At 46.3% G+C, this 3,783-nt stretch carries 3 protein-coding genes and 1 tRNA gene; 3 read left to right on the top strand and 1 reads right to left on the bottom strand.

Features of this window, described 5'->3' with window-relative positions:
• Positions 1-577: 577 nt before the first annotated feature.
• A tRNA-Gly gene (locus A3751_RS10850) sits at positions 578-653 on the top strand.
• 71 nt (positions 654-724) lie between these two features.
• Entirely contained in the window at positions 725-1,522 is a 798-nt protein-coding gene (locus A3751_RS10845) for an MOSC domain-containing protein (RefSeq protein WP_068455666.1), read from the top strand.
• Positions 1,523-1,533: 11 nt separating this feature from the next.
• Here A3751_RS10845 and A3751_RS10840 read toward each other — a convergent pair whose 3' ends face one another.
• The gene (locus A3751_RS10840; RefSeq protein WP_068455662.1) at positions 1,534-2,085 is read right to left on the bottom strand and encodes a hypothetical protein; all 552 of its coding nucleotides are present in this window, start codon (positions 2,083-2,085) and stop codon (positions 1,534-1,536) included.
• A 118-nt stretch (positions 2,086-2,203) separates the two neighbouring features.
• On the opposite strand from A3751_RS10840, the gene A3751_RS10835 reads away from it, so the two are divergent.
• Positions 2,204-3,783 (top strand): ATP-binding cassette domain-containing protein (locus tag A3751_RS10835; RefSeq protein ID WP_068455659.1); only part of this gene is annotated, 1,580 nt, incomplete at its 3' end.

Here is a 3,783-nt window from a genome sequence, read left to right as displayed (position 1 = left end):
GAGCCAGAACCAGAGCCNGAGCCAGAACCAGAGCCAGAACCAGAGCCTGAGCCAGAGCCAGAGCCAGAGCCAGAAGTTGAGCCAGAGCTTGCGAGTTTAGACGATGACTTTGCCGATGAGCTGGACGATGTCGTTGAAGAGCTTGAAAAGATCAGTGAGGATGCAGTCGCTGAGCCGACTGAGGCGGAGCCAGAGCTCGAAGACGAGGCTGAAGTCGCAGCTAGTATCGCTCAAGCGATAGAAGAGGCTGCAGAGGATCAGGGCGATGATAGCTTGACTGATGAAATCGAGGCTGCTCTTGATTTAAGCGACCCTTCCTTTGACGATGAGGAGTTTAATCTTGAAGACTTTGATATCGGTGACACGGACGATCTGCCTGATGAAGACAAGAAAGATTAGCTTGGTTTTAAGGGTTGGTTCACAAGATTCTTGTTAAAAGTGAAAAAACCTTAAATAAGCCCAATTAGTGCTTGCATGCCAAAAAAGGCGTCAATATAATACGCCCCACTTAAAGCAGGCGTGCACTGCGCTTGTTAGTATTTGACTTTATTGATGTTTTTCTAAAGTCACTCCTGTTGCGGGAATAGCTCAGTTGGTAGAGCACGACCTTGCCAAGGTCGGGGTCGCGAGTTCGAATCTCGTTTCCCGCTCCAAATTTTCTTCCTAGTTTGTCTCCTTACCCTTATAGTTGGTTCGCCCTATTTGTTTATAGAACCGATTTTGCATGTTTGAATTAAAAGCGCTTTACACCTATCCAGTGAAGTCTTGTCGCGGTAACGCGGTAACCTCCCTTACTCTGGATTCTTTTGGTCCGCAGCATGATCGACGCTTCATGTTGGTAGACTCTGAGTTCAAGCATGTGACGCAGCGAACTGACCCTCTCATGGCGAATATTTCTGTATGCTTTGATGGTGATCAGTTGCTCATGACTATTCAGAACGATGTCTGTCGCGTAAGCGTCTGTGAGTTTTCGGAGCCTTTATCGGTTAGTGTTTGGGCGGATCAGGTCGATGCTCTTGGGTTTGGCGGCCAAGAAGCCGTTAGGGTTGATCATGTGCTTTCGGAGTATCTGGGAAAGCGTGTACGGTTGGTTTTCATGCCTCCGTCCACCTACCGAGCAGTAGATCCTGCGTTTTCTAATGATGCCGCACAAGTTAGTTTTGCAGACGGCTTTCCAATTTTGTTGTGCAGCGAAGCATCTCTCGATGATTTGAACTCGCGTTTGAAAGATAGTGTTAGCATGGAGCGTTTTCGCCCAAATATAGTAATCTCGGGAGCGCCAGCGTTCGCAGAAAGCTTGTGGAAGCGCGTCAGGATTGGTGGTATCGATTTTGATTTGGTAAAACCGTGTTCTCGATGCAGTATGATTACGCTGGACGAGGAGGGCTCTTTTAACAAAGAGCCGCTTAAAACTTTGGCGAGCTATCGTTTAAACAAATATGGCGCCTGTTTTGGTGAAAACTTAGTACATCGTGGTGAAGGTTTTTTAGAGCTCGGTATGCCTCTGGAAGTGTTGGAATAGCCCAGATTTTCTTAAAATAGCTCTACTTCATCGCTATCATCGTCTTTCTTTGCTGCTTGTTCAAAATGGTGACGGTATATCTCTAGTGCTTCGGATACACTGGCTCCATTCATAATGTGTTCGAACATTAGTCTCTCTTCTTCCATAGAATAATTAGACTTTATGTCTGACTGAAGTTTGTTCCAAGCTTCGGGTTTGTTCGCGGTTTTTGGATCTGAGACAAGTTCGCTCAGCCAACAAAGATCTCGTTTTACGTGGTCTAGGCGTTGGGACAAGCGATCATAGAACTGGAATGCCACAATCGAGTTGACGATTGAACGGTGAATTTCATGCGCCTCGTTCCGAAACTTTTCTAGCTCTGCTTGTTCGTCTGGCAGTGTTGTTAAACGATTGATCTTTTCTGCGATAAATGAAAACGAGTTGGTGAGTTCAGCGACTGACTTTTCTCCATCTGTCATTGTGCATTCTATTTGCGAAACTGCGAGCGTCAGAAGGTTAATAGTAGATTTAACCTGCTCCCACTCAAGTTGCGCTGTGTTTGAATTATAGGCTGGTTCAGACATTTAGTATCTTCTCTAGCTGTGCTCTAATATGCGTCCGCTAACTAAAGTGTTGTGAATCATAGTCCAACACTTTGAAAAAGCGACTTCCTGATTGTAATTATTTGGTGATTCCCCCTGCATGAGTATCGTTCGCCTTGAAAATGTATCTTTAGCCTATGGCCTAAAACCTTTGTTGGATGAAGTTAGCTTCGCCATTGAACGAGAGCAGAGGCTGTGTTTGCTTGGTCGAAACGGCGAAGGAAAATCATCTCTTATGCGCTTGATTATGCGTGCCTCTGAGCCAGATAGCGGTCAGATTATCTTCGATAAGAATCTCAAAGTTGGCTTTCTTCCTCAGGATTTACCGGATGCAGATGACCAAAAAGCTTTTGATGTCGTCGCACAAGGTTTGCCAGAGGTTGGTCAGCTTCTTTCGGAGTATCACCATTTAATTGATGAAGGCACCGGTGATCTGGCGAAGCTTGAGCGCCTTCAGGGTGAGATTGAGGCGCGCGGTGGCTGGTCGCTTGATAATCAAGTGATGCAGATACTAAAACGCTTCAATATAAGGCCTGATGCCCAGATGTCGGAGTTGTCTGGTGGGTGGCGCAGGCGCGTGATGCTTGCTAAGGCGCTCATATCGGAGCCGGATCTTTTGTTGTTGGATGAGCCGACAAACCATCTTGATATTAACGCTATACGCTGGCTTGAGAAAACGCTAAAAGAGTTTCGAGGAGCGCTGCTATTTGTCAGTCACGACAGGGCTTTTATCAAAGCTCTTGCGACTGGCATTATTGAGCTCGATCGCGGTGCAATTCGCGCATTTCAGGGAAGTTACTCAGAGTATTTGCTCGAGAAGGAAAAGCTTCTTGAAGAGGAAGAAAAGCAGAATAAGCTTTTTGACAAGCGCCTGTCTGAAGAGGAAGCATGGATCCGTCAGGGCATTAAGGCAAGAAGAACCCGGAACGAGGGAAGGGTGCGCGCACTCAAAAAGATGCGAGATGAGCGAAAGGGCCGCATTGAGAAAGTGGGTGCCGCCAGTTTTGGTATTGATAGTGGTGAGCAGTCTGGAAAGAAAGTAGCAGAGTTGAAGAATGTGCGTTTTGCATTTGATGATGGCCGTGTACTGGTCAAGGATTTTTCCGGAACGATTATGCGGGGTGACCGTATCGGATTAATAGGTGCGAATGGGGCGGGCAAAACGACACTCTTGAAGCTAATTCTCGGGCAGCTAGAGCCTGACGCAGGATCTGTAGAATTAGGTACTAAGCTAAAGGTTTCTTACTTTGATCAGTTAAGGGATGGTCTTGATCAAGATAAAACGGTTATTGAGAATGTTGCTGATGGGCATGATTTTGTCGAGCTGGGAGGTTCGAGTCGGCACGTTATTGGATATCTAAACGACTTTTTGTTCACTGCAGAGAGAGCCAGAACACCAGTTCGGGCTTTGTCTGGGGGTGAGACCAATCGTTTATTGCTCGCTAAACTCTTTGCTCAACCTTCGAATTTAATTGTCATGGATGAGCCGACCAATGATTTGGATGTATCAACTTTAGAGCTGCTTGAAGAAAAGCTCGGAGACTATGATGGAACGCTGTTGCTAACGAGCCACGACCGAGATTTTATTGATCAGGTAGTTACTAGCACTTTGGTGTTTGAAGGTGGTGGTGTGGTTAACGAGTATGTTGGCGGCTATAAAGACTGGGTTCGACAAACAGG

This window comes from Oleiphilus sp. HI0080 (genome assembly GCF_001635135.1).
Note: the sequence above shows the minus strand (reverse complement) of the source record. Positions and strands in the feature narration are given on the sequence as shown.